At 66.4% G+C, this 25,945-nt stretch carries 17 protein-coding genes; 11 read left to right on the forward strand and 6 right to left on the reverse strand.

Going from position 1 to position 25,945, the window contains the following annotated elements; translation table 11 throughout:
* Positions 1 to 37: 37 nt before the first annotated feature.
* Complete coding sequence (gene hrpA, locus CEY11_RS19795) at positions 38 to 3,856, forward strand: ATP-dependent RNA helicase HrpA (RefSeq protein WP_088605141.1); 3,819 nt, start codon at positions 38 to 40, stop codon at positions 3,854 to 3,856.
* 185 nt (positions 3,857 to 4,041) lie between these two features.
* On the opposite strand, the gene CEY11_RS19800 is transcribed toward hrpA, so the two are convergent.
* Positions 4,042 to 5,256, reverse strand: coding sequence for a CaiB/BaiF CoA transferase family protein (locus CEY11_RS19800; protein ID WP_088605169.1), 1,215 nt, complete (start codon positions 5,254 to 5,256; stop codon positions 4,042 to 4,044).
* Positions 5,257 to 5,489: 233 nt separating this feature from the next.
* Positions 5,490 to 6,389, reverse strand: a complete 900-nt coding sequence (locus CEY11_RS19805) for an aspartyl/asparaginyl beta-hydroxylase domain-containing protein (RefSeq protein ID WP_088605142.1) — start codon at positions 6,387 to 6,389, stop codon at positions 5,490 to 5,492.
* A 210-nt stretch (positions 6,390 to 6,599) separates the two neighbouring features.
* Between CEY11_RS19805 and dnaE the strand changes: the two genes are divergently transcribed.
* The 7 genes from dnaE to CEY11_RS19840 all read left to right on the forward strand — a co-directional run bounded on the left by dnaE (position 6,600) and on the right by CEY11_RS19840 (position 16,332).
* Positions 6,600 to 10,154 (forward strand): DNA polymerase III subunit alpha, encoded by a 3,555-nt coding sequence (gene dnaE, locus CEY11_RS19810; RefSeq protein WP_088605143.1) that lies wholly within the window; start codon positions 6,600 to 6,602, stop codon positions 10,152 to 10,154.
* Positions 10,154 to 11,254 carry a glycosyltransferase family 4 protein gene (locus CEY11_RS19815; RefSeq protein ID WP_088605144.1) on the forward strand — a complete coding sequence of 367 codons (1,101 nt, stop codon included), beginning with the start codon at positions 10,154 to 10,156 and terminating at the stop codon, positions 11,252 to 11,254. Before dnaE ends, CEY11_RS19815 begins: the two co-directional genes overlap by 1 nt.
* The gene (locus CEY11_RS19820; protein WP_088605145.1) at positions 11,251 to 12,099 is read left to right on the forward strand and encodes a polysaccharide deacetylase family protein; all 849 of its coding nucleotides are present in this window, start codon (positions 11,251 to 11,253) and stop codon (positions 12,097 to 12,099) included. The genes CEY11_RS19815 and CEY11_RS19820 overlap by 4 nt, the downstream gene beginning before the upstream one ends.
* A gap of 38 nt (positions 12,100 to 12,137) precedes the next feature.
* A complete protein-coding gene (locus CEY11_RS19825; protein ID WP_088605170.1) occupies positions 12,138 to 12,947 on the forward strand; it encodes a glycosyltransferase family 2 protein in 810 nt (269 codons plus the stop codon).
* Between the two features lie 201 nt (positions 12,948 to 13,148).
* Positions 13,149 to 13,856 (forward strand): polysaccharide deacetylase family protein, encoded by a 708-nt coding sequence (locus CEY11_RS19830; protein ID WP_408608151.1) that lies wholly within the window; start codon positions 13,149 to 13,151, stop codon positions 13,854 to 13,856.
* 39 nt (positions 13,857 to 13,895) lie between these two features.
* Positions 13,896 to 15,170, forward strand: coding sequence for an O-antigen ligase family protein (locus CEY11_RS19835; RefSeq protein WP_143322954.1), 1,275 nt, complete (start codon positions 13,896 to 13,898; stop codon positions 15,168 to 15,170).
* A gap of 13 nt (positions 15,171 to 15,183) precedes the next feature.
* Positions 15,184 to 16,332 (forward strand): glycosyltransferase family 4 protein, encoded by a 1,149-nt coding sequence (locus tag CEY11_RS19840; protein ID WP_088605172.1) that lies wholly within the window; start codon positions 15,184 to 15,186, stop codon positions 16,330 to 16,332.
* Here the strand turns inward: CEY11_RS19840 and CEY11_RS19845 are convergent.
* A complete protein-coding gene (locus CEY11_RS19845) occupies positions 16,329 to 17,093 on the reverse strand; it encodes a YdcF family protein (RefSeq protein ID WP_088605173.1) in 765 nt (254 codons plus the stop codon). The two genes, CEY11_RS19840 and CEY11_RS19845, sit on opposite strands and share 4 nt — an antisense overlap.
* The gene (locus tag CEY11_RS19850; protein WP_088605147.1) at positions 17,090 to 18,061 is read right to left on the reverse strand and encodes a glycosyltransferase family 9 protein; all 972 of its coding nucleotides are present in this window, start codon (positions 18,059 to 18,061) and stop codon (positions 17,090 to 17,092) included. The genes CEY11_RS19845 and CEY11_RS19850 overlap by 4 nt, the downstream gene beginning before the upstream one ends.
* Positions 18,062 to 18,171: 110 nt before the next feature.
* Between CEY11_RS19850 and msbA the strand changes: the two genes are divergently transcribed.
* Positions 18,172 to 19,950 (forward strand): lipid A export permease/ATP-binding protein MsbA, encoded by a 1,779-nt coding sequence (gene msbA, locus CEY11_RS19855; RefSeq protein WP_088605148.1) that lies wholly within the window; start codon positions 18,172 to 18,174, stop codon positions 19,948 to 19,950.
* Between the two features lie 25 nt (positions 19,951 to 19,975).
* Positions 19,976 to 20,518: a hypothetical protein gene (locus tag CEY11_RS19860; RefSeq protein ID WP_143322955.1), complete on the forward strand. Its 543-nt coding sequence runs from the start codon at positions 19,976 to 19,978 to the stop codon at positions 20,516 to 20,518.
* Between the two features lie 167 nt (positions 20,519 to 20,685).
* Here the strand turns inward: CEY11_RS19860 and CEY11_RS19865 are convergent, their stop codons facing one another.
* Positions 20,686 to 21,468 (reverse strand): AraC family transcriptional regulator, encoded by a 783-nt coding sequence (locus CEY11_RS19865; RefSeq protein WP_088605150.1) that lies wholly within the window; start codon positions 21,466 to 21,468, stop codon positions 20,686 to 20,688.
* A 295-nt stretch (positions 21,469 to 21,763) separates the two neighbouring features.
* Here CEY11_RS19865 and CEY11_RS19870 point away from each other — a divergent pair, with 295 nt between their 5' ends.
* Positions 21,764 to 24,025 (forward strand): TonB-dependent siderophore receptor, encoded by a 2,262-nt coding sequence (locus CEY11_RS19870; RefSeq protein ID WP_158215392.1) that lies wholly within the window; start codon positions 21,764 to 21,766, stop codon positions 24,023 to 24,025.
* Between the two features lie 54 nt (positions 24,026 to 24,079).
* Here the strand turns inward: CEY11_RS19870 and rng are convergent, their stop codons facing one another.
* A complete protein-coding gene (gene rng / locus CEY11_RS19875) occupies positions 24,080 to 25,543 on the reverse strand; it encodes a ribonuclease G (RefSeq protein WP_088605152.1) in 1,464 nt (487 codons plus the stop codon).
* Positions 25,544 to 25,945: the final 402 nt, after the last annotated feature.

A 25,945-nucleotide genomic window follows, 5' to 3' on the forward strand; every position in this document is an offset into this window, starting at 1 on the left:
AGAGTCCGTTAAAACACCCCTCAAAACAGTTGCGAATATGCCGCGCCGCCCCGCGCCGGGCCGCCCCAGGCCGGCGGCCGCCGTGCGTGCGCTGCCGGCTATCACTTATCCTGACGATCTGCCGGTCAGCGCGCGCCGCGGCGATATTGCCGCGGCGATCCGCGACCATCAGGTGGTCATCGTCTGCGGCGAGACCGGCTCGGGCAAGACTACGCAGCTGCCCAAGATCTGCCTGGAACTGGGGCGCGCCGAGTACGGCATGATCGGCCACACCCAGCCGCGCCGCCTGGCGGCCACTTCGGTGGCGCGCCGCATCGCGCAGGAACTCGGCACCGAGCTGGGTGACTGGGTGGGCTACCAGGTGCGTTTCAGCGACCGCACCGGGCGGGCCGCGGCCGTCAAGCTCATGACCGACGGCATCCTGCTGGCGGAATCGCAGCGCGACCCGCTGCTGCGCAGGTACGGCACCATCATCATCGACGAGGCGCACGAGCGCAGCCTGAACATCGATTTCCTGCTGGGCTTCCTGCTGCAGCTGCTGCCGCGCCGCCCCGATCTGAAGCTCATCATCACTTCGGCCACCATCGACGCCGAGCGCTTCTCGCGCCATTTCGCGCGCCAGGGCAAGCCGGCGCCGGTGGTCGAGGTGTCCGGGCGCCTGTATCCGGTGGATATCCTGTACCGGCCGGTGGCGCAGGACAAGCCCGAGGCCGCGGGGGGCGATACGGGGCGCGGTGCGCGCGCCGGTGCCGACGAAGAGCGCGACCTGATCGACGCGGTGGTCGACGGCGTGGCCGAGTGCGCGCGCCATGGGCCGGGCGACGTGCTGGTGTTCCTGCCCGGCGAGCGCGAGATCCGCGAGGCGGCCGAGGCGCTGCGCAAGCAGCATCCGGCCGGCGCCGAGATCCTGCCGCTGTATGCGCGCCTGTCGCAGGCCGAGCAGGAACGCATCTTCCGGCCGCAGGGCAATAGCCGGCGCATCGTGCTGGCCACCAATGTGGCCGAAACCTCGCTGACGGTGCCGGGCATACGCTACGTGGTCGACAGCGGCCTGGCGCGCATCAAGCGCTATTCCTGGCGCAACAAGGTCGAGCAGCTGCGCATCGAATCGATCAGCCAGGCCTCGGCGAACCAGCGCGCCGGGCGTTGCGGCCGCATCGGCCCCGGGGTGTGCGTGCGCTTGTACGACGAAACCGACTTTCGCGCCCGGCCGGCCTACACCGACCCGGAAGTGCTGCGCTCTTCCCTGGCGTCGGTAATCTTGCGCATGAAGGCGCTGCGGCTCGACGACATCGAAAGCTTCCCCTTCGTCGACGCGCCCAGCGGCCGCGCCATCGCCGACGGCTACCAGGTGCTGCAGGAACTGGGTGCCCTGGACGATGCCAACCGCCTGACCGAGGTGGGGCGTGAACTGGCGCGCCTGCCGGTCGACCCGCGCGTGGCGCGCATGGTGCTGGCGGCGCGCGACCAGCAATGCCTGGCGGAAATCCTGGTGATCGCCGCCGCCCTGTCGGTGCAGGATCCGCGCGACCGCCCGGCGGCCGAGCGCGATGCCGCCGAGGCCGCGCAGGCGCGCTACGCCGACGATAAATCGGAATTCCTGTCCTATCTCAAGCTGTGGCGCTGGTACCAAGAGCAGGTCGGCCACAAGGCCTCGCAGCGCAAGCTGGTGGCGCTGCTGCGCCAGAACTTCCTGTCGCCGCTGCGGCTGCGCGAGTGGCACGACGTCCATACCCAGCTCGCGGCCCTGGCCGGCGAACAGGGCTGGCGCACCAATCAATTGCCGGCCACCTACGAGCAGGTGCACATGGCGCTGCTGGCCGGGCTGCTGGGCAATATCGGCCTGAAAAGCGAAGAGGGCGCCGGCTACCTGGGGGCGCGCGACATCCGCTTCCACATACACCCCGGCTCGCGCCTGGTGAAAAAGGCCGGCCGCTGGATCGTCGCGGCCGAGCTGGTCGAGACCACGCGCCTGTATGCGCGCTGCGTGGCGAAGATTGACCCGGTGTGGCTGGAGCGCGCCGGCGCGCACCTGCTGCGGCGCAACTGGTCGGATCCGCGCTGGGAAAAGAAAGCCGGGCAGGTCGTGGCCAACGAGCGCGCCACGTTATACGGGCTGCCGGTATACCACGGCCGCCGGGTGCATTACGGCAAGATCGACGCGGCCGCCGCGCGCGAGCTGTTCATCCGCCAGGCCTTGGTGCCGGGCGAGATCGACAGCGAGCTGCCCTTCGTAGTGCAGAACCGGCGCCTGATCGCTTCGATCGAGAAGCTCGAGCACCAGTCGCGGCGCCCCGACATTCTGGTCGACGATGCGCTGATCTACGCCTTCTACGACCGCCTCATCCCGGCCGACGTGTGCCAGACCGCGACGCTGGAAAAATGGGTGCGCGGGCTGGACAGGCAGGCCGCGCAGGCGCTGCTGCTGACGCGCGACGCGCTGATGCGCCACGAGGCTGCCGGCGTCACCACTGACGTCTTTCCCAAGAAGGTCGAGTGGCAGGGCGTGCAGATGGCTCTGGACTATCACTTCGAGCCGGGCTCGGTGCGCGATGGCGTCACGCTGACGGTGCCGCTGTTCGCCCTGAACCAGATCGACCCGCAGCGCTGCGAGTGGCTGGTGCCGGGCATGCTCAAGGAAAAAGTGCTGCAGCTGTTGAAGTCGCTGCCGCAGAAACTGCGCCGCCACTGCGTGCCGCTGCCCGACTATGCGGCAAGCTTCTACGAACGCTGGTTCGAGCGCGCCGACGATCCGCAGCAAGGCCTGCTGGAGGCCCTGGCCGAAGACATGTGGGAACACGTCAAGGTGCGCCCGGCGCGCAGCGACTTCAAGCTGGAAACGCTGGCGCCGCACCTGTTCATGAACTTCAAGGTGGTCGACGAGCACGGCCGCATGCTCTCGGGCGGGCGCAATCTGGATCAGCTCAAGGCCGAGCACGGCCGCCAGGCCCAGGCCTCGTTCCAGAAATTCGCCGCGCGCGACGACCAGGTGGCGCAGGCCCTGGCGCACGAGAACCTCACTTCATGGAGCTTCGGCACGCTGCCCGAGATCATGGAGATCCGGCGCAAGGGCCAATCCTTCATCGGCTACCCGGCGCTGGTGGATCGCGGCACGCACTGCGAACTCGACGTGTACGACGACCCCGCGCAGGCGCGCCAGCAGCATCGGGCGGGCCTGCTGCGCCTGTTCCGCCTGGGCCTGCGCGACCAGGTGAAGTTCCTGGAAAAGAACTTGCCCGAGATCACACGCATGGGCATGCTGTACATGAGCCTGGGCACGCAGGAAGAACTCAAAGAGCAGATCATCGACTGCGCGCTGGAACAGGCCTGCCTGGCCGAACCCTGGCCGGTGGACGAGGCAAGCTTCGAGGCGCGCCGCGCCGAGGGCAAGGGCAGGCTGGGCCTGGTGGCCCAGGAAATCGCCCGGCTGGCCGGCCAGATACTCAACGAATGGGCGGCCTTGCAGAAGAAGCTGCCGCAGGCCAAGCCACATGCGCAGGCCTACGCCGACCTGCAGCAGCAGCTCGGTGGCCTGATGGGCAAGTGGTTCGTGCGCGACACGGCCTATGGCCAGCTGGTGCACTATCCGCGCTACCTGAAGGCCGCGCAGGCACGCATCGACAAGCTGCGCGCCGACGCGGCGCGCGATGCGCGGCTGATGGCCGAGATGGCGCCGCTGCTGGTGCAATACCAGCGCGCCCGTGCGGCGCTCAAGGGCGCGGCCGATGCGCGGCTGGACGAGTTCCGCTGGATGCTCGAAGAGCTGCGCGTGGCCTTGTTCGCGCAGGAACTGCGCACGCCCATGCCGGTGTCCGTGAAGCGCCTGGTCAAGGCCTGGGAGGCCCTGCGTCGCTGAGCGGCTTTGCATGCGTGGGGGCGACGGCGTTGCCCATGCTTGCCGCGGCCGCGCCGCGGCGGCGCGTCGCTCCTCGGCGGAAGGGCTGTTTTGCAGTCGCGCCGCAAGCCTTTCAGGGTGAACGAGTCGTGGCCGTTTGCGACGCCGCGCCTGCTTGTCCTTGCGCGCGAAGCCTCAAGACCGCGCTACTTTTCCGCGGCCGGGCCGCTCTGGATGATGCCGCGGCTTTCCCAGTCCTCGCGGGTCGCGGCGTCGATGCCGAGGCTGTCCAGCACACGCTCGGTGTCCTGCCCCAGGCCGGGCGCCGCGCTGCGCATTTCGCCGGGCGTGGCGCTGAGCTTGGGCACGATGCCGGGCAGTTCGATCGGTGTGCCGTCGGCAAGCTGGCTTTGCAGGATCATGTCGCGCGCCCGGTAGTGCGGGTCGGCGCAGATGTCGGCGATGTCGTAGACCCGGCCCGCCGGTATGCGCGCCTCGTGCAGTTTTTCCAGCACGGCGTCCAGGCTCAGGCCGCGGGCCCAGGCGCCGATGGCGGCGTCTATGGTCTGTGCGTGCCGGGCGCGGCCGTCGTTGTGGGCATATTCGGGGTTGGCGGCCATGTCCTCGCGTCCGATGACCGCCATCAGCCGCTTGAAGATGCTGTCGCCGTTGCCGGCCACCAGCGCGTACTTGCCATCGGCGCACACATAGGCATTGCTGGGCGTAATACCCGGCAGGCTGCTGCCCGCGGGCTGGCGCACGGCCTTGAACACCGAGTATTCCGGCAGCAGGCTCTCCATCATGTTGAATACCGATTCGTACAGGGCCACGTCGACCGATTGCCCTTCGCCGCCGTTCTGTTCGCGGTGGCGCAGCGCCAGCAGCACGCCGATCACGCCATGCAGCGCGGCCAGCGAGTCGCCTATGGACACGCCCACGCGCACCGGCGGGCGGCCCGGTTCGCCGCTCAGGTGGCGCAGGCCGCCCATGGCTTCTCCAATCAGGCCAAAGCCCGGGCGGTCGCGGTACGGGCCGGTCTGGCCGTAGCCCGAGACGCGCAGCATGATCAGGCGCGGGTTGAGTTGGTGCAGGGCGTCCCAGCCCAGGCCCCATTCCTCCAGTGTGCCCGGACGGAAGTTTTCGATCAGGATGTCGGCCTCGGCCGCCAGGCGGCGCACCACGTCCTGGCCTTCCGGCTGGCGCAGGTCCAGCGCCAGCGACTGCTTGTTGCGCGACTGCACCGCCCACCATACCGAGGTGCCTTCGTGCAGCATGCGCCACTTGCGCAGCGGGTCGCCCGTGCCGGGCGGCTCGATCTTGATGACTTCGGCGCCGAATTCGCCCAGCATCTTGGCGGCGAACGGCCCGGCGATGAGCTGGCCCAGTTCCAGCACGCGTATTCCACTCAAAGGTTTCAGCATGGCGGGTAAGTTCGATGAAAAATGAAAATAGTGAATAGTAAATGGAGCGGGGACGCGTTCGTCCAGCGTGCTTGCGGCGGCCCGGCTCCCCGGCGGCAGGGCCGGTGCGGCGCGCGCGCGGCGGCGCATGGCGCGTTGCCGCGCGGCGCTGGCGGCATAATCGTAGTATGCGTCGGGCGTGCAGGAAAGAAAAAGTGTACGCCCGCCGCGGGTCTTGCGGACGGCCGCCCCGCTCAGATGAGCACGAAGCCTGCGATCGCGGCCAGGATCAGGCCATACTTGGCGGCCTTGTAGGCTTTGTGGTTCCAGCGCTTGAAGGCGCGCCGCTTTTGTTCGAGGCGCCAGTGCAGGTAGGTCAGGCGATTGATGGCGCCGGTCTGGTCGCCGCCCTCGTTGGGAGAGCTGGCCGCCGACATCACCACCCGCCCGAACCATTGATTCAAGCGGGCGGCCCAGCGCCAGCGCAGCGGCCGCTCGATGTCGCAGAACAAGATGATGCGGTTGGCGCCGGTGTCGTTGGCCGCGCTGTGGAGGTAGGTTTCGTCAAACACGATGCTGCGCCCGTCGCGCCAGCTGTAGCGCTCGCCGTCGACGTCGATGTGGCAGGCGTCGTCGTTGGGCGTGGCCAGCCCCAGATGGTAGCGCAGCGAGCCGGCATAGGGGTCTCGATGCGGGTTGAGGCGGCCGCCGGGCGGCAGCTCGGCGAACATGGCGGCCTTGACCCCCGGTATGCCTTCCAGCAGCGCCACCGTGTGCGGGCACAACTCGCGCGCCGACGGGTGGCGCGCGTCATACCATTTCAAGTAGAAGCGCTTCCAGCCGTACTTGAAGAACGAATTGAAGCCTATGTCGTCGTGTTTTTCGGCGGCCTTGATGTGCTGCAGCCGCGACAGGTTCAGCGCCTCGTCGCGTATGACCCGCCAGTTGGCGTCCAGCGCCGCCAGGCCCGGCAGTGTGTCGGAGGCGATATAGGGGGTGGTGGGAACCCTCGAGGCCAGCACCATCAGTGCATTGATGGGAGCCAGCAATATGGAATGATCCAGAAACTGCCGCCGCAGCGGCAGACGCATCTTGCCGCGGAAATGTATGAAAAGAATGGCGAGTATCCAGATCGCCGCAAGCAGCCATTTCATGGCAGGCCTGTTACATGATGAATCCAGCTCGATTTTCGTGTAAGCCTTGCTGTTTGTCCGTGTGCGGTAATTTCAATTTGTTTCGCGGGGCGTACGGCCCCACGCGGGCTCGAGGGCTGTCCAGGCGGCCGGATCCGACCCCCGCGAGATCGCGGCAGCAAGTGGCACGAGCCATACTCCCGGCGCGGCGACTCTGGGTACAATCCCAGCATGACAGCCGCTACATCACCCGCCTCTTTCGTACACCTGCGCGTCCACTCCGAGTTCTCGGTGGTCGACGGCATCGTGCAGATTCCCGACCTGGTCAAGGCCGCGGCCGATTTCGGCCAGCCGGCGGTCGCCCTGACCGATCTGGCCAACGTCTTCGGGCTCATCAAGCTGTACAAGGCGGCCCGCTCCAAGGGGGTCAAGCCCATCGCCGGATGTGACATCTGGTTGCAGAACGACGAAGACCGCGAAAAACCGTTCCGTCTGCTGTTGCTGGTTACCAACCATCAGGGCTATCTGAACCTGTGCGACCTCTTGACCCGGGCCTGGCTCGACAACCAGTATCGCGGCAGGGCGGAAGTGCGCCGCGAGTGGCTCGAAGGCAAGAAAGGCCTGATTCTGCTGTCCGGGGCGCGCGGCGGCGACGTCGGGCACGCGCTCGAGGCCGGCCGCGAGCAAGAGGCGCGGGCGCTGGCGCGCCGCTGGGCTGGCCAATTTCCCGACCACTACTATATAGAGCTGCAGCGTGCCGGCGCCGATGGCGACGAAGCCTACGTGCAGGCCGCGCTGCGCCTGGCCGCCGAGCTGGGGCTGCCGGTCGTGGCCACCCACCCGGTGCAGTTCATCGCCGCCCAGGATTTCCGCGCCCACGAGGCGCGGGTCTGCATCGCCGAAGGCGAGCAGCTAGCCAACGCGAAGCGCGTGCGGCGCTTTACCGACGAGCAATACCTGCTCAGCTCCGACGAAATGGCGCAGCGTTTTGCCGACGTGCCCTCGGCGCTGGCCAATTCGGTCGAAATCGCGCGGCGCTGCAATCTGACGCTGGTTCTGGGCAAGCCGCGCCTGCCCAATTTCCCCACGCCCGACGGCGTGTCGCTCGACGATTACATGGTGCGTCTGGCGCGCGAGGGCCTGGAGCGGCGCATGATGCAGTTGTTCCCCGACGAGGCCGAACGCCAGGCCAAGACCGAGCAGTATCGGGAGCGGCTGGAATGGGAATGCAAGACCATCGTCAGCATGGGCTTCCCGGGCTACTTCCTGATCGTTGCCGACTTCATCAATTGGGGCAAGCACAACGGCGTGCCGGTGGGCCCCGGGCGCGGCTCGGGCGCCGGTTCGCTGGTGGCATTCTCGCTGGGCATCACCGATCTGGATCCGATACGCTACGACTTGCTGTTCGAGCGCTTCCTGAATCCGGAACGGGTATCCATGCCCGACTTCGACATCGATTTCTGCCAGGACAACCGCGAACGCGTCATCGATTACGTCAAGCACAAATACGGCAAGGAAGCGGTCAGCCAGATCGCCACCTTCGGCACGCTCGGCGCCAAGGCCGTGGTGCGCGACGTCGGCCGCGTGCTCGAGATGCCCTACAGCCTGTGCGACGGGCTGTCCAAGCTGATTCCCTTCAATCCCGCCGACCCCTGGTCGCTGGAACGCACGCTCGAGAACGAGCCGGCCTTCAAAGAACGCTACGAGCAAGACGAAGAAGTGCGCGCGCTGATCGACCTGGCCCGGCCGCTGGAGGGCCTGACCCGCAATATCGGCATGCACGCCGGCGGCGTGCTGATCGCACCGGGTAAGCTGACCGATTTCTGCCCCTTGTACTGCCAGCCCGGCTCCGACAGCAACGCCGTGTCGCAATTCGACAAAGACGATGTCGAAGCCGCCGGCCTGGTCAAGTTCGACTTCCTGGGCCTGCGCAACCTGACGATTCTCGACTGGGCGGTGCGCTTCGTGCGCCGCTTCAACCCCAGCCTGCGCGACTTCGACGTGATGGCGCTGCCGCTGGACGACCCGCAGGCCTACAAGCTGCTCAGCGAAGCCAATACCACCGCCGTGTTCCAGCTCGAAGGGCGCGGCATGAAAGAGCTGCTCAAAAACCTGCGGCCCAACACCTTCGAAGACATCATCGCCATGCTGGCGCTGTACCGGCCGGGGCCGCTGGAGTCCGGCATGGTGGTCGACTTCGTCAACCGCAAGCATGGCCGCGCCGAGGTGGATTACTTCCATCCCGATCTCGAGTCCGTGCTCAAGAGCACCTACGGCGTGATCGTCTATCAAGAACAGGTCATGCTGATCTCGCAGATCATCGGCGGCTATACCCTGGGCGGCGCCGACCTGCTGCGGCGCGCCATGGGCAAGAAGAAGGCCGAGGAAATGGCCAAGCACCGCGAGATCTTCGAAAAGGGTGCGGTGAAGAAGGGCTACGACGCGGCCCTGGCGGTCAAGCTGTTCGACCTGATGGAAAAATTCGCGGGCTACGGCTTCAACAAGAGCCATTCGGCCGCGTACGCGCTGATCGCCTACCAGACGGCCTGGCTCAAGGTCTATCATCCCGCCGAGTTTCTCGCCGCCACCTTGTCCTCGGACATGGACGACACCGACAAGGTGCAAGTGTTCTGGAAGGATGCCCTGGCCAACGGTGTAGAAGTTTTGCCGCCGGACGTCAATGCCTCGCCGTACCGCTTCGAACCCGTGGAAGACAGCCACACCCGCGAGGGCCGGCCGCCGCGCACCATGCGCTACGGCCTGGGGGCGGTCAAGGGCACGGGGCAGGCCGCGGTCGAAGAAATCATACGCGCCCGCGAAGAGCAGGGCGCCTACACCAGCCTGTTCGATTTCTGCCGCAAAGTCGACCGCCATACGGTCAACCGCCGCACCATCGAGGCGCTGATACGCGCCGGCGCTTTCGACAGCATCGAAGAAAACCGCGCCGCGCTGCTGGCCACCGTGGGCAATGCCATAGAAGCCGCCGAGCAGGCCGAGCGCAGCGCCAACCAGGTGTCGCTGTTCGCCGACGACAGCAACGACATTGTGCAGGGCGAGCTGGCCAAGGTGCTGCCCTGGGATCTGCAGACCCGGCTGACCGAAGAGAAGTCGGCTCTGGGCTTTTATTTCAGCGGCCATTTGTTCGACGCCTGGCGCGACGAGGTGCGCCGCTTCGCTCCGCAGCCGCTGGCGCGCCTGCAGCCCTCGCGCAACCTGCAGTGGTTCGCCGGCGTGCTGGCCGCGGTGCGGCCCAAGATGACGCGCCGCGGCAAGATGCTGTATGCGTCGCTGGACGACGGCTCGGCCCAGATCGAGGTAGCCATCTTCAACGAACTGTACGAGCTGCACCGCAACCGCCTGAAGGAAGACCGCCTGGTCATCATCCAGGGCAAGGTCAGCCACGACGACTATTCCGGCGGCCTGCGCGTCTCGGCGGAATCGTTGTTCGACCTGCAGCTGGCGCGCGAGGCGCGCGCGCGGGCACTGCGCATCACGCTCAACGGCAACGCCGATGCGGCGCGCCTGCGCCAGGTGCTGGATCCGTTCCGCGCAGCGGCGCCTGCCGCTGCGCCGGCCCATAACGGCAGCGGGGCAGTGGCCAACGGCGCCGCACTCGCGGCTGCCGTTGCGCCGGTGGCGGGCGTGCCCGTCGAAATCGCCCTGCATCGCGCCGGCTACGCCTGCACCATACGCCTGGGCGACCAGTGGCGGGTGCGCATGGCCGACGATCTGCTCGAACAGCTGGGCGACTGGGTTCAGAACGACAGCATAGAGGTGGCCTACTGATGCGCTCCTTGCGCATCGTGCATTCCGAGGCGGCTACCAGTTTCGGCGGCCAGGAAGGACGCATCTACAAAGAAATGCACGCCATGCGCGAACGCGGCCACGAGGTCGAGGCGATCTGCCAGCCCGATGCCCAGCTGGCGGCGCGGCTGTCGGGCGCAGGCTTCCGGGTGCACACGCTGCCCATGGACGGCGTGCCCAATTACCTCATGGGCGTGCTGCGCATTCGTTCGATACTGCGGCGCGGCCGCTACGATGTGCTCAACACGCACAGCCGTCGCGACACGGTCATTGCCGCGGCCGCGGGCCGGCTCGCCGGCACCCCCCTGATCGTGCGTACGCGCCACCTGTCCAGCAAGGTCGGCTCGCTCTGGTCGTACACCGGCCTGCCTCATTGCGTCATCACCGTCAGCGATCATGTGCGCCAGTACCTGATAGAGCGCGGCGTGCCCCCCGCGCGGGTCGCCACGGTGTACTCGCCCATCGTGCTGCCGCCGCCGGTCGAACACTCCACCTTGCGTGACGAGCTGGGCCTGGCCGATACCGACATAGTGGTGGGCTGCGTGGCCGTCATGCGCGCCACCAAGGGGCACCGCGACCTGATCGACGCCATGCTGCCGCTGCTGCGTACGCGGCCCGCCCTGCACCTGGTGTTCGTGGGCGGCGGCTCGCCCGTATTCGAGCAGACGCAGGCCTACGTCGCCGAGCTGGGCATGCAGGCGCGCATCCATCTTATGGGCATGCGCCGCGACGTGCCCAATCTGCTGGCGGGTTTCGACATTTTTGCGCTGGCCACGCGCCAGGAGGCATCCGGCACCGTCTTCGTCGAGGCGCAAGCCAGCGGTCTGCCGGTGGTCGGCACCGACGTGGGCGGCGTGTCCGAAATGATGCGCGCCGGGCAGACCGGTTTTCTGGTGCCCCTGGACGACCGCGCGGCGCTCTCGGAGGCGCTGCGGCGCCTTGTCGACGAGCCCGATCTGCGGCGCAGCATGGGGCGGGCCGGGCGCGACATGGTGCGCGGCGAGGGCATGTTCTCGCCCGAGCGGCTGGCCGAGCGCACCGAAGAAGCCTACTTGCGCTGGCTGCAGGAGCGAGGCAAATGAGGCAGGCGCACAACGTTCCGGTACTGATGTACCACCACATCACTCCGCACGGCGGCATGATCGCCGCTACGCCGCAGGTCTTCGAGCAGCAGATCGCCGGCCTGGCGCGCGCCGGCTACCGTTCGCTGGACACCCGCGAATTCCTGGGCCATCTGCGCGGCGAGCCGGTGCCGCCCAAGTCGGTGCTGATCACCTTCGACGACGGCTACCTCGACAACTGGGTGCATGCCCATCCCGTGCTGCAGCGCTACGGCATGAAAGCGGTGCTGTTCGTGGTGACGGGCTGGGTGGGCGAGGGCGCGCCGCGGCCGCACGCCGGGCAGGGCGCGGCGCCCGATTGTCCCGATCACCATGCCTGCATGCAGCGGGTCGAGCAGGGCCGCCACGACGAGGTCATGGCGCGCTGGAGCGAGCTGCAGGCCATGCGCGCCGCCGGCACCTTCGAGATCTACAGCCACACGCACAGCCATACGCGCTGGGACAAGCAGTATGCGCAAGACCCGGCGCGCAAGTGCGAAATGCTGGAACGCGACCTGGCGCTGTCGCGCCAGGCGCTCGAGCAGCACATGGGTACGGCCGGCGAGCAGCTGTGCTGGCCGCAAGGCTACTTCGATGCCGACTACTTGCGCATCGCCCAGGCCGCGGGCTTTCACTACCTGTACACCACGGACGCCTTCGGCCAGAACGTGGCGGGAACCGATCCGCTGCACATCCACCGCTTTGCCGTCAGCAACCGCGGCGGTTCGTGGCTGCTGCGGCGCCTGGCGCTGGTCGGCCATCCCTTTTTCGGCCCGCGCTACCACGCCTGGAAGGCATGGAAGAAGCGCCGCAGGAGCCGTGCATGAGCACGGCCCGAGGCGCCGTGCAGCCGCAGGCCGTGCCTATGAGCCGCGCCGGCGTGCAGGCAGGCAGAAGGCTGTCGGTCATCATCATCACCAAGAACGAGGCGGCGCATATTGCCGCCTGCCTCGAATCGGTCGCGTTCGCCGACCAGGTCGTGGTGCTGGACTCCGGCAGCACCGACGGCACGCCGGACATGGCCCGCCAGGCGGGCGCGCAGGTGCACCACACGGCGGACTGGCCGGGTTTCGGCCCGCAGAAGAACCGGGCGCTGGATCTGGCCGACGGCGACTGGGTGCTGTCGGTGGATGCCGACGAACGTGTCCCGGCTGAGCTGGCTGCCGAGATACGCCGGGTGGTCGCGGCGCCCGCCCACGACGGCTATGAAATCGCGCGCTTGTCCGACTTTTGCGGCAGCCCCATCCGCCATAGCGGTTGGTGGCCCGACTACGTGCTGCGCCTGTTCCGGCGCGGCGCCGCGCGCTTCAGCGACGACGCGGTGCACGAGCGTGTGGTGCTGCAAGGCGCGCCCGGTCGCTTGCGCGGGCACCTGCGCCATTACCCCTATGCCGATCTCGAGGCTCTGGTGGCTAAGATCAACCGCTATTCCACCGATGCCGCGGCCATGATGCATCGCCGCGGCAAACGGGCCGGCGCGCTCGCCGCGGTGGGGCATGGTTTCTGGACCTTCGTGCGCATCTACCTGATGCGCCGCGGCTTCCTCGACGGGCGCCGCGGGCTGGTGCTGGCCGGCGCGGCGGCGGCCGGCAGTTTTTTCCGCTATGCCAAGCTGATGTTGCTGTCGCAGGACGATGCGGCGCCGCGCGCGCCGGCGGACAAGGAGCGATCCTGAGGCCGGCTTTCGGATGGGCGGCGCAGGTATTTTCCAGGGCATCTCGCAGGGGCCGTGCGATGTCCGAACCTCCCACCTCGCGGCCTGCTGCCGCTCTGATTTGCCAGGTACAGCACAGCGAGCAGGGACTCTGCCGTGTCCGTGCTCATGCAAGCGGCGCAGGGGCAGAAATGGAATAATGTGCCGATGATTCCAGTGCTCATGTACCACCAGATCGGCCAACCCGCCGCCAAAGGAACGCCATACCGCGGGCTGACCGTGCATCCGGCCGATTTCCGCCGCCAGATGTCCTGGATGCGCCGCTTCGGCTACCGGGGCCTGTCCATGCGCGAGCTGCTGCCCTATCTGGCCGGCGAGCGGCAGGGCAAGGTGTTCGGTATCACCTTCGACGACGGCTACCGCAATGTGTACCAGAATGCGCTGCCGGTCTTGAGCGAGCTGGGATTTACTGCAACTAATTATTTCGTCGTGCACCAGCTGGGCGGCGGCAACGTCTGGGACGCCGAAAAGGGCGTGCCGCTTGCGCCCCTCATGTCGCGCGAAGAAATGCGCGCCTGGGCTGCGGCGGGCCAGGAGGTGGGCTCGCACACGCTGGATCACGTCCATCTGCCGCGCATTTCCGCCGAGCTGGCCGAGCAGCAGATCCGTCAATCCAAGACACAACTTGAAGATCTGGCGGGCGTCGAGGTCAGCGCGTTTTGCTATCCTTACGGCCACGAAACCCCTGCGCTGCGGAACATGGTGCGCAATGCGGGCTATCTGAATGCCACGACTACGCAGCGCGGGCTGGCGCGGCGTTCGGACGACCGCTATGGCATTCCGCGCGTCACCGTGGCGCGTTCCACGCATATACTGCGCTTCTTGCAGAAATGCTTGACCCGCCTGGAAGACCGGCGGCGGCAGGATTGATCGACCGTTCGCGAGGCATACGACGAAGTGGTAAACAAAATGGATAGGGCGGGCGGCCCCTTGGAATTGATGGCTTCATTGGGCGCGTTCCTGTTCTTCTGTCTGATGCTGGCGGTGCCTTCGGGCTATTCTTATGGCGCCGCCTTGCTGCTGCTGGCGGGGCTGCTGTTCTGTGCGCAGCGCCCGGCTCTGGGCCTGAGCCGCGAAGACCGCATGCTGGCCTGGCTATTGCTGGCCAATACGCTGATCGCACTGGCCATATTCCTTTTGCATGGCGACGAGCTCAAGACCATCGACCAGTCCAGCCGCTACGCCATGGCGATTCCGATCATGTGGCTGGCCATGCAGCGGCCGCCGCGCCGATCCTGGATATGGGCGGGCGTGGCGCTGGGTGCGATTGCCTCGGTGGGCATTACGCTGTGGCAGCGCCACTGGGAAGGCATAGACCGGGCCACGGGCTTCGTCACCAGTGCGATTCCCTATGGCGACATAGGGCTGATGATGGCGATATTGTGCGCCGCGGCCCTGTTCTCTCTGTCCGGCGCGGCGCGAGGCCGGGCATGGCCATGGGCCTGCTTGCTGGGTCTGGGTGTGCTGGCCGGCCTGTTCAGCTGCGTGGCTTCGGAAACGCGCGGGGCGTGGATCGCGCTGCCCCCGGTCGCGGTGATTTTCTGCGTGGCGTTCGGACGGCGGCGCGACCTATGGCGGCTGCTGGGTGCTGGGGTGGCCGGCGTGGCCGTGCTTGCCGCCGTGTTCGTCATGATGCCCGACCAAGGACTAAAGGCGCGCAGCTTCGAAGCGGTTCGGGAAGTGCAGATGTACCTGCACGAGCGCAATTCGGGCACCTCGGTCGGGGCGCGCCTGGAAATGTGGCGCATGGCGCTCGAGCACATACCCAAGAAGCCCCTGCTGGGCTGGAGCTACGCGCAGTACGAGGCTCAGGTAAAGCGCGAAACCGTGGCGAACAAGGCCAGCCCGTTCGTGGCCACCCTGGCCAATACCCATAACAATTATCTGGAAGTCTGGCTGCACCAGGGCTCGTTCGGCCTGCTGGCGCTGCTCGCCTTATATTGGTGCGCGCTGCGCGGCTTTTGCAGGCGCCTGCGCCATCCCGACCTCAATGTGCGCGTGCTGGCGGTATCGGGCGCCTCGGTGATGGCTTCGTTCTTCCTTTTCGGCTTGACCCAGGTGATTCTAGGGCGTAACAATGGGGTGTTATTCTTTCTCGTGAGCCTGGCGGTGTTCTGGGGCTGTATGCGGCACGAAGAGGGCCTGGCGCCAGGCCTTGCGCGCCCGACCCAGGCCAGCCCCTGACCGCATGCCCAGACTGAATATTGCCTTTGTCGTCGATCGCTTCGGCAGCCGCTACGGGGGCGCCGAAGCCTATGGCGTGGCGCTCATGCGCGAACTCGCCCGCGGCCACGACGTCACCGTATACGCTCGCAGCTACGACCGCGCCTGCGGGCTGGATCTGCCCTTCGTGCGCCTGGCCTTCTGGTCGGGCTGGCCCAGCTGGCTGCGCGTGCTGCTGTTCGCGCGCCGCGCCGCGCGGCTGACCCGCGGCCGGTACGATATCGTTCATTCGCACGTCAACGGCAGCTGCGGCGACGTCGAGGTCGTGCACGTCACGCCGGTGCGCTACAGCTGGAAGGTGCGCAGCCTGCCGTGGCACAAGCGCCTGCTGGCGGCCATCAGCCCCCGGGTCGGCACCTATCTGGCGCTCGAGCGCGGGCGCGTCGCGCCGCGGCCGGGCCATCGCACGGTGGCCGTTTCAGGGCTGATTGCACAACAATTGCGCGCCGCCTATGGCGAGTCGCTGCAGGCTCCGGTGATTCCGCCGGGCGTCAGCCGGGCGCCCGAGGCCGATCCGGCGCAACGCCTGCGCGTGCGCAGCGACATGGGCTGGTGCGAGACCGATCGCGTGTGCCTGCTGGTGGCGCGCAACCCCATGCGCAAGGGGCTGCCCACCGTGGCGGCGGCGCTGGCAAGCCTGCCGCCGCACTACAAGCTGCTGGTGGTGGGCGGCAGGGCGCTGGCGCGCGAATTCCTGGACGGGCATGCCGATGCGGCGCTGCGGGCGCGCGTCGGCCTGGTGGAAACCACTTCGGACGTGGCGGGCTATTACCAGGCGGCCGATCTATACGTGCACCCGACCTTGAATGACAGTTTCGGCATGGCGCCGCTGGAGGCCATGTCTTTCGGCCTGCCCGTGATACTCAGCCCCAGCCCTTGGTGCGGTTTCGCGCAGTATGTCGAGCCTGGCCGCGAGGCCCTGGTGCTGTCGCACCCCGAAGACGTGCAGGAATTGGCGGCGGCGATTGCCCGGGTCTGCGAAGACGGCGGCCTGCGCGCCGCCCTGGTAGAGGGCGGCGCCAAGGTGGTGGAGCGGCACAGCTGGGCCGAGGCGGCGCGCCGCTACGTCGGCCTGTACGAAGAGATTCTGGCCGAGAAGGCCCAAGCGCCAGCCGCGCCCTAGATCCAGCCGCGTATCCAGTACGCCAGCATCCCCGCATATTCCTTGATGATCGAGCGGCTGGCGTCCAGCGCCCGCATGCTGGGCAGCCAGAACGAAAACCCCGAGTCCACGGGTACGTAGATCTGCGGAGCGGACGGCGCCGCCGTGGCGATGATGCCTTGCTTGCGGAACACCGCCATGGCGCGCGGCATGTGCAGGGCCGAGGTCACCAGCAGAATGCGGGTGATGTGCAGGGCCTTGAGCTTGGCGGCGGTGTACAGCCCGTTTTCATGCGTATTGCGGCTGCGGGTCTCCAGGATCATGGCGCTTCTGGGTATGCCTTGTTCTTCCAGGGCATGGGCCATGACCTGCGCCTCGCTGGTGCGGCCTTCCAGCGCCGCCCCGGACAGCACGATCAGCGGCGCGCGCTGCGCCTTGTACAGAATGGCGGCGGTATCCACGCGCGGCGCCGCCGTCTCTTTGTCGTAGGGTTCGAACCAGTTGGGGCGGTTGTTGGCCGTGTTGCCGCCCAGCACGACGATGGCGCCCGCGGTCGGCAGCTCGGCCGGCAGCTGCTGCGGGTAGATCTGTTCCAGCCTGCCCCCCGCCCATAGCGTAGTGGCGGGCAGCGACCAGAAAACCGCCCAGCACACCCCGCAGGCGGCCAGAAACAGGGCCGTCTTGCGGCGCCTGGCCATGAACAGAACCAGTGCGACCACCAGCAGGGTGATGCACAGATTCAGTGGGATGACCAGGTTGGTGAAGAAAATTGCCATTGCTATTGATCGGGGTCTTGGCGCAAGAGTTCGCAAGCCGTATCTCGCACCTGATCCAGCGTCGGCCAGCGCGTCGATGAGCCCAGGCAGGTAGCGCGCGGCGACCAGGGGCCGGTGCGGGTGCGCTCGGTGACGCCAAACAGGGTCAATTGCCGGGCGTCGGCCGCCGCGGCGATATGGGATACACCGGAATCATTGCAGACGACCAGGCCGGCCAGAGCTGTGAGTGTAGCAAAAGCCCCCAGGTGCAGAGGCGCCAGGCGCAGCGCGGTGGGGGCGTTGGCGTTGGCCTCGGCCAGTTCTGCGGGCGGTGGGCACATGGCCACGACGTGGCCGAGCTCTTGCAGGCTGCGCGTCAGTGCGTCGAAATGGGGCCAGACCTTGACCCGGCCGCGGTGCAGGCCGGTGGCGGTGGGGGCGATCAGTACGAACCTGCCGGGTTCCAGGCCCGCTTCGGCCGCGGCCTGTCTTCCCAGAGCCAGATTGCGCGCGGACAGTTTCAGCCCCAGCCGCGGCCCCGGCCTGTTCGACTTGGTGGCCAGGCCCCAGCGCGTCAGTGCCTGGGACGTAGCGTGGTACCAGGATTCGACCGCGTGCAGCGAGGCCGGAGGCTTGCGCAAGGGCCAGCGCAGGATCAGGCTGCGTCCGTCGTCGCGATAGCCGGCACTGGGTACGCCGGCGAATTTGAACACCATGGCGCTGGACAAAGAGTCGGGCAGCAGCAGGCCGCGCGTGTGCACGTGGCGGGATTTTTTCCTGTGGGCGTCGACCGCTGCCCGGTCTTCGCGCCAGCGTCCGTGCATTTCGACGAAGCCGGCCAGGTCGTAGGCGGAAAGCAGGTCGCGCGCCCAGGGACGGGCGCAGGCCACGACCGGCACGCCAGTGTCCAGCAGCGCCTGCAGGCTGGGCAGACACATGCAGACGTCTCCGATCCAGTTGGGCAGGCGTACGTAAATGGCAGACAGTATGGGCATGAATCGGAGGCGGGAATCGACACATTCGTGCGTGAAATCGGCCCCTATTATCGACGGATTTCCCACAACGTTAAAATAAGCGGTTTCCCAACGCTTGCAGAGGGCTATTTTTGGATCCCGTCTCGTCGTCCACGCATTCGCAGTCCAGGCCCGTTGCACTCGATATATGGCGGCGCGTCTACAGCCGCCTGGGGCCGTACTGGAAGGCCGTGGTGGCTTCGGCCATACTGCTGGCGCTGGCCGCGGCGACGCAGCCCACCCTGGCGATCATCATGAAGCCTTTGCTCGACCAGGGTTTCACGGGTGCGCGGCCTTATTACATCTGGGCCATTCCTCTTGCCGTAATCGCCCTGGTGCTGCTGCGCGGGGTGTGCAGCTTCGGCAGCAACTATTTGCTCGCCTGGGTCGCCAACAAGATGCTGCTGGCGCTGCGCGGCGAGATGTTCGAACGGCTGCTGGGCTTGCCCGATGAAGAATTCCGCCGTGGCGATTCCGGCCGGCTGCTGAACCGCTTCACCATCGACGCGGGCAATGTCACGGCCTATGCCACCGAGGTCATCACCGTGCTGGCGCGCGAGACCCTGGTCGTGGTGGCGCTGCTGTGCGTGCTGTTGTACATGTCGTGGCAGCTTACGCTTATCGTGGTGGTGATACTGCCGATCTCCACGCTGATCGCACGCGCCTTCATCCGGCGCTTGCGGCGCATCAACCGCGATACCGTCAACATGAACGCCGAGCTGACCCGGGTGGTGGCCGAGAGCATAGACGGGCAGCGCGTCATCAAGCTGTTCGACGGCTACGAAAGAGAAGCCGGCCGTTTCCGGTATGTGAACGGGCGGCTGCGGCGCTTTGCCATGCGCGCCGCCACGGCAGAGGCGGCGATGTCGCCGCTGGCCCAGTTCTCGATTGCGCTGTCGGTGGCGGCGGTGATCGCAGTGGCGCTGTACCAGGCCAATATGCACGTCCTGACGGTGGGCAGCTTCGCCTCGTTCATGGCCGCCCTGGGGCAGATCTTCGATCCGGTGCGGCGCCTGACCAATGTCGCCGGCCGCATGCAGCGCATGCTGGTTTCCGCCGAAAGTGTCTTCACCCTGATCGACCACGAGCCCGAAGCCGACACCGGCACCCAGGTTTTCCAGCGGCCGGTGCAGGGCAGGGTGGAATTCCGCAATGTCACGCATCGCTATGCCGATGCTTCCGGCGACACCGTGGCCGACGTGTCGTTCACGATCGAGCCGGGCCAGACGGTGGCCGTGGTGGGGCGCTCGGGCAGCGGCAAGACCACGCTGGTCAACATGCTGCCGCGCTTCGTGATCCCGACCCAGGGGCAGGTTCTGATAGACGGCCAGCCCATACAAGAGCTGACCCTGCGCAGCCTGCGCCAGCAGCTGTCGCTGGTCAGCCAGGACGTGGTGCTGTTCGAGGGCAGCATAGCCGAGAACGTCGGCTACGGCGCCTTGCACGACGCCAGCAAGGAAGAAATCCATGCGGCGCTGGAGGCCGCCAACCTGCACACCTTCGTCGACGGCCTGCCCGAGGGCCTGGACACCCCGGTGGGGGAAAACGCCAGCAAGCTGTCCGGCGGCCAGCGCCAGCGCCTGGCCATAGCCCGCGCCCTGATCAAGAATGCGCCGATCCTGATTCTGGACGAGGCGACCTCGGCGCTGGACAATGAATCCGAATGGCAGGTGCAGGCTTCGCTCGACCGGCTCATGGTGGGCCGCACCACGCTGGTGGTGGCGCATCGCTTGTCGACGGTGCAAAGGGCCGACAAGATTGTCGTCCTGGACGGTGGGCGCATCGTCGAGCAAGGGCGCCACGAAAACCTGCTGGCCAACGACGGCCTGTACGCCTGGCTGTATCGCATGCAGTTCAAGGAAAATGCATAATGTCGCGATGCACAGGAGCTTGTCGATGAGAATGTATTCCACCCTAAGTTCGAAACTGAAGACAGGCCTGGGTCTGGGCCTTGCGCCGGCTCGTGCGCAGGCTCCCGTGCGGGGATTCTTGCGCGGCAAGCGTTGCGCCGTACTGCTGTGCGCCGCGCTGGCGCTGGCCGGCTGCGCCGCGCGCGGCCCCGTAGGCCTGCGCCTGAACGACCTGCTCAGCAGCGACTACGCCCGCATGCAGCGCAAAATCCCCTACGACACCTTCGCCCAGATACAGATGGCGCTGTTCAGGCATCAAAGGCTGTGCGGCGGCGACGTCACCTTCACGGCCGATCCGACGCATTCCAGCTACGCCTTGGTCACCGAGAAAGACTTCCCCGGCGCGGGCTGGGATCACACTCTGACCATCCAGCTGGTGCTGTTGCTGGATCACCCCATACAGGCCACGGCCTACAGCTATTACGCCGGCACCGAGCGCCGCTTCGACCGTATGTTCGATGCCATCATCAAGCCCGATGTGTGCGACGGCAAGCCCGCCGCCAAGCAGGCCTCGGGCGCCAAGCATTAAGCAGCGATCGCCGGCGCGGCTTGCCCGTCAGCCCGAAGGGTGGCCATAAAAAAGCCCGCCCCTCGGCGTTGCTCGTGCACGTCGTAGCCCCCAACGGCTGCGCTTCGCGCCTTGATGAACCGGTTTTTTTGTGGCCTTGCGGTTCTCTTTTTTAGTGTGTGCAAGTCTCAATGGCTCTTCAGGTAGCGCTGCGGGGTTTGCCCGGTCGCCTTCCTGAACATGGCGATGAAGGCGCTGGAATTGCGATAGCCGAGTTCCGCGGCGATCGCCGCCACCGGCAGCCCCCGCGCCAGCCTCGATACCGATTCCACCAGCCTGAGCTGCTGGCGCCATTGCCCGAAGCCCAGCCCGGTCTGCGCCTTGAACAGGCGGCCCAGGGTGCGCTCGCTCGCGCCCACCCGCTCGCCCCATAGATCGAGCGTGTCGTTGTTGCCGGGCTCGGCGATGAGGCGCTCGCAGATCTGCTGCAGGCGGCGATCCTGCGGCAGGGGTAGGCTGCCTTCGTGCGCCTGGGGCGCGTCGCGCATTTCCTGCAGCAGCAGCGGGATGATCAGTTCCGCCCGGTGCCCGGAGGCCAGCCGCCGGTCTTCTTCCATCGCCGCCACCAGTTCGCGCAGCAGCGTCGAAATGACCAGTACGCGGCATTCCTCGCCGTCCCAGGGCGAGATCTCGGTTTCGATGTAGACGCTGTACAGGCCGACCTCGCCGATGGCCTGCAGCTCGTGGCCCATGCGCGAGGGCAGCCACAGGCCGCGGTGCGGCCCGAGCGTCCAGGCGCCGCCGGGCGTGGTGACGCGCAGTACGCCGCGGGTGGTGAAAACGAACTGCGGCTGGTGATGGGAATGCCAGCTCTCCAGATCTCCGTCCTTGTAGGCATACGCGCTGGCGATGACGGGGCGTGACAGGCGCCGGTACTTGAAGTCGGGCGGGCGGTGCCAGATCTGGCTCATATGCGTAATTGAATAATTCTTAAATTAAATAGCTGGATACCGACAAATCTTGACGGTATTGAACGACTAAATGGCGAGACATCGCCAAACCATCAGTCGTATTCTATTTCGCTTCTGGTTTGAATATGAAGAAAAATAGAAATGGTTATCAATATTATTAAAAAGAAAGCAGATGTTGTCCTTGCTGCATGCCCGAGCCCCTGTATGCCGGGCTCCCGCCGGCGGTGATTCGGTCGCCCGTCGGCGCGGAGCAGGCGAACCTTATGGCAAATCAATGGAAAGTGGAAAGAAAAGCATGAATCGGGGAAGAACAGGCGAGTGTTGCGGCGTCGTGAATCGCAGCGGACGCGAGGCTTGCAAGGTCGCAAGGCTGCGGGCCACGGCGCTGGCGGTGGCGCTGCTGTGCGCCGAGTCGGCATGGGCGCAGAATGCCGCCCCGGCTGCGGGGGCGGATCAAGGCGCCGCGGCCGGCGCGCCGGCCGCCGTGTCGCAACTGCCCGCGGTCGTAGTGCGTGGCGGGCGGCAGGCCGACGACGCGGACATCGGCTATGTGGCGCATGCCAGCACCGCCGGCACCAAGACCGGCACGCCCCTGATCAGGACGCCGCAAGCGGTCTCGATCGTGACCCGCGAGCAGATGGATCTGCAGGACGTGCAGAGCGTCGCGCAGGCCTTGCGATATACGTCCGGCATTGCGCCGGAACAGCGCGGCACGAATACCGGCACGCTCGAATACCTGTATGCCCGCGGTTTCCTCGTCGATGAATTCTGGAACGGCCTGCGCACGCCGGGGCCGGCCGGAGGCTTCGGCTACAACGTCACGAGCTACGACCCGTATCTGCTGGATCGCGTGGAATTCCTGCACGGGCCCGCCTCGGTGCTGTACGGCCAGGGCTCGCCGGGCGGCACGGTGAATCTGGTAAGCAAGCTGCCCACCGACCAGCCGCTGCACGAAATCGGCTTCCAGACCGGCAGCTACGGCAGGGCCCAGGCCTACTTCGATTTCAGCGGGCCCGTCGACCGCGACGGCAAGCTGCTGTATCGCATCACCGGCGACGGCTTCGACGCCGGCACGCAGACCGACCACATCCGGCAGCAGCGTTTCGCCATCGCACCCAGCCTTACCTGGCGCCCCACATCGGATACCAGCCTGACAGTCTATGCCAATTATCAGGCCGATCCTAAGTCGGGCGGCTACAACTCGGTACCGGCCGTGGGCACGGTACTGGGGGGCCCAGTCTCGATTCCACGCAGCTTCGATCCGGGCGAGCCCGGCTTCGACAGCTTTCGCAAGACCCAGGAGTCCATCGGCTACATCCTGAGCCACCGGCTCGACGATGTCTGGTCGTTCAAGCAGAGCTATCGGTTCCTGCACAACACCGACACCACGCAGTATGTCGGATCGAACGGCTATGCGTCGGACGGCGTTTCTTTGCTGCGCACGCCGTACCTGTACGACGGCATGGTCAATTCCCACACCATCGACAACCAGGCGATCGCCACATTCGCCACCGGCGCGGCCAGGCACAAGCTGCTGCTGGGGCTCGACTACCAGCACTTCCAGTACGACCACGATTTCTACGGCAGCCTTGCCAGCCCGCCGCCGCTGAGCGTCGTCAATCCGGTGTACGGCCAGTCTATCCCGTACCCCGACTTCATGTACGCCACGTCGGGCGCCGTTACCGTCAAGCAGCTCGGCCTGTACGCGCAGGATCAGATCGACGTGGGCCGCTGGTCGTTCCTGCTGGGTGTGCGCGAAGACTGGGCGGATCAGGAATCTCAGTCCTACAAGCCCGGCTCGCCGCTGACCAAACAGTCCGACAGCGCATTCACGTGGCGCGCCGGCGCCGTCTACCAGTTCGACAACGGCATCGCGCCCTACCTCAGCTACTCCACCTCGTTCCAGCCGCAGAGCGGCACCGGCTTCGACGGCAATGCCTTCAAGCCGACCACCGGCAAGCAGTACGAGGCCGGCGTGAAATTCCAGCCCAAGGGCTACGACAGCTTCGTCACCGCGTCGCTGTTCCGCATCGACCAGGACAATGTGTCGACGTCCGACCCCGAGCACGTCGGCTTCAGCGTGCAGACGGGCCAGGTGCGCTCCGAAGGCCTGGAGCTGGAGGGCCGCGCCAGCCTGAGCAACAGCCTGCAATTGATCGCCAACTACACCTACACCCATCTGCGGAACACGCGCAGCAATACCTCGAACCTGGACAAGGTGCCGCCCGGTATCCCGCGCAATGCCGGCTCGCTATGGGCCGATTACACGATACGCCAGGGCATTCTGGCGGGGCTGCAGGCCGGTGCCGGTGTGCGTTATGTAGAGGGTTCGTACGGGGACGCGACCAACACTTTCAAGACGCCGTCGGCGACCCTGGTCGACCTGGCCTTGCGCTACGACCTGGGCCGCGCCTCGCAGACACTGCGCGGCTGGACTGCGACGTTGAACGTCAGCAACCTGGCCGACCGCAAGTACGTCGCCTCGTGCATTGCCAGCACCTTCTGCACCTGGGGAGAAGGCCGCGTGGTGCTGGCGGGACTGAAGTATCAGTGGTAGGCGCAGGGCGGGCGCGTGGCGGCGTGGCAAGCCATTGCCTGTGCCGCTGCGCGCCTACATCAGCACGATGTCGTACTGCTCTTGCGAGTAGATGCGCTCGACCTCCAGCGAAATCGGCTTGCCTATGAAGTCGCCCAGCATGGCCAGGTGCTGGCTTTCCTCTTCCAGGAACAGGTCGACGATGGCTTGCGAGGCCAGAATGCGGAATTCGCGCGGATTGAACTGGCGCGACTCGCGCAGTATTTCGCGCAGTATTTCGTAGCACAAGGTGCGCGCGGTCTTGACGTTGCCGCGCGACTGGCAGGTGGGGCAGGGCTCGCACAGCTGGTGCGCCAATGAATCACGCGTGCGCTTGCGCGTCATCTCGACCAGGCCGAGCTGGCTGAAGCCGCTGACCGTCATGCGGGTGCGATCCTTGCTCAGCGCCTTGTTCAGTTCGGCCAGCACCGCGCTGCGATGCTCGGGGTCGTCCATGTCGATGAAGTCGAGGATGATGATGCCGCCCAGGTTGCGCAGGCGCAGCTGGCGCGCCAGTGCCTGCGCCGCCTCGAGATTGGTCTTGAATATCGTGTCGTCGAAGTTGCGCCCGCCCACATAGCCGCCGGTGTTCACGTCGACCGTGGTCAGGGCTTCGGTCTGGTCGATGATCAGGTAGCCGCCCGATTTCAGGTCGACCCGGCGCGACAATGCCCGGGCGATTTCATCGTCGACGTTGGCGGTGTCGAACAAGGGCCGGTCGCCGCTGTAGTGCTTGACCCGGCTCTCCACCGACGGCGTATAGACCCGTGCCCACTCCAGCAGTTGCTGCGTGGTGATGCGCGAGTCGACCAGGATGGTGCCGGTGTCCGGCCCCACCATGTCGCGCAGCACGCGCTGTGCCAGTGTCAGGTCGGTGTGCAGCACCGAAGGCGTGGGCTGGGTCTTGGCCTGGGCCTGGATGCTCGTCCACAGGGTGCGCAGGTATGACTGGTCGGCACGCAGCTCTTCATCGCTGGCGTCGCTCGCCTGGGTACGGACGATGAAGCCGCCTTTTTCGTCTTCAGGAAGCAGGTTCGCGACGCGCTCGCGCAGCGCCAGCCGTTCCTGCTCGGATTCGATCTTCTGGGAAATGCCTATGTGCGGGTCGTAGGGCAGGTACACCAGCATGCGGCCGGCGATGCTGATCTGCGTCGACAGGCGCGCACCCTTGCTGCCCAGCGGGTCTTTGATGACCTGCACCATCAGGGACTGGCCCTCGAACAGTAGCTTTTCTATGGGGGTGAGTGTGCCGCCGCTGCTGCGCTCGTGGCGGTTCTGGCGCAGGTCGGCGACGTGTATGAAGGCGGCGCGCTCCAGTCCGATGTCGATGAAGGCGCTTTGCATGCCGGGCAGCACGCGTACCACTTTGCCCAGGTACAGATTGCCCACGTGGCCGCGCTGGATGCTGCGCTCTATGTGGAGTTCCTGGACGGAGCCCTGTTCGACCAGGGCCACGCGGGTTTCGAAGGGTGTGACATTGATGAGGATGTCTTGAGGCATGTAGCGTCTTTGTTGTGGGGTTGCAGTCAGGAACCGGCGGGCCCGCCGGCCGGGCCGGCGGGGGTGTCGATTGCAAAAGCCTATTTTGAGGCCTGGCGGCGCAAGTGGCAAAGCGGGGCCTTTCCGGCCATGGTTGCATGGTGGCCGGAGCGGCCGGCCAGCCCGATCAACATTCCAAACCCCGCCACCGTCCAGCGCCGTGGGCGGCCCGGGTGGGGCGGGCGACTTTGAGGCCGCGGCGGTCGGGGCCCGTTTCGGGGATGCAAGGGAGCCGCTGTCTGTAGTGGTCAAGTTTTAGTAGACAGTTTAAAGCGAGTTTTTTGGGCTTCTACTTGCTCATAGGCGTCGGGGGCTAAGTACCCCAATGTGGAATGTATGCGAACGGGGTTATAAAACAGATGG

This window comes from Candidimonas nitroreducens, from assembly GCF_002209565.1.
Classification (GTDB): Bacteria; Pseudomonadota; Gammaproteobacteria; order Burkholderiales; family Burkholderiaceae_B; genus Candidimonas; species Candidimonas nitroreducens.